The 938-nt window shown below is 52.5% G+C and carries 1 rRNA gene; it reads right to left on the bottom strand.

What is annotated here, in order from left to right:
* Positions 1–938, bottom strand: a 23S ribosomal RNA gene (locus DUW71_RS17475); the annotation flags it as partial.

The following is a 938-nucleotide window of genomic DNA, read 5'->3' on the forward strand; positions in this document are numbered from 1 at the left end:
TATGACCTGAAGCTTAGAAGATTTTCCTGGAAGCAGGGCATCAACGACTTCGGGTTCCGTAGAACCACCGTCATCACGTCTCAGTCTTAGGGATCCGGATTTGCCTAAATCCCCAACCTACTCGCTTAAACCGGGACAACCATCGCCCGGATCGCTTAGCCTTCTCCGTCTCTCCATCGCAGTCATACTTGGTACAGGAATATTAACCTGTTTTCCATCGGTTACGCTCTTCAGCCTCACCTTAGGGGCCGACTCACCCTGCCCCGATTAACGTTGGACAGGAAACCTTGGTCTTCCGGCGAACGGGTTTTTCACCCGTTTTATCGTTACTCATGTCAGCATTCGCACTTCTGATACCTCCAGCATGCCTCTCGGCTTTACCTTCATCGGCTTACAGAACGCTCCCCTACCCAGCATGTAAACATGCTGCCGCAGCTTCGGTGGCTAGTTTGAGCCCCGTTACATCTTACGCGCAGGCCGACTCGACTAGTGAGCTATTACGCGTTCTTTAAAGGATGGCTGCTTCTAAGCCAACCTCCTAGCTGTCTAAGCCTTCCCACATCGTTTCCCACTTAACTAGCACTTTGGGACCTTAGCTGGCGGTCTGGGTTGTTTCCCTCTCCACTACGGACGTTAGCACCCGCAGTGTGTCTCCCGGATAGTACTCACTGGTATTCGGAGTTTGCATCGGGTTGGTAAGTCGGGATGACCCCCTAGCCGAAACAGTGCTCTACCCCCAGTGGTATTCGTCCGAGGCGCTACCTAAATAGCTTTCGGGGAGAACCAGCTATCTCCCGGTTTGATTAGCCTTTCACTCCGATCCACAGGTCATCCGCTAACTTTTCAACGGTAGTCGGTTCGGTCCTCCAGTTGATGTTACTCAACCTTCAACCTGCCCATGGATAGATCACCGGGTTTCGGGTCTATACCCAGAGACT

It is taken from the genome of Salinibius halmophilus (assembly GCF_003577475.1).
Taxonomy (GTDB): Bacteria; Pseudomonadota; Gammaproteobacteria; order Pseudomonadales; family Natronospirillaceae; genus Salinibius; species Salinibius halmophilus.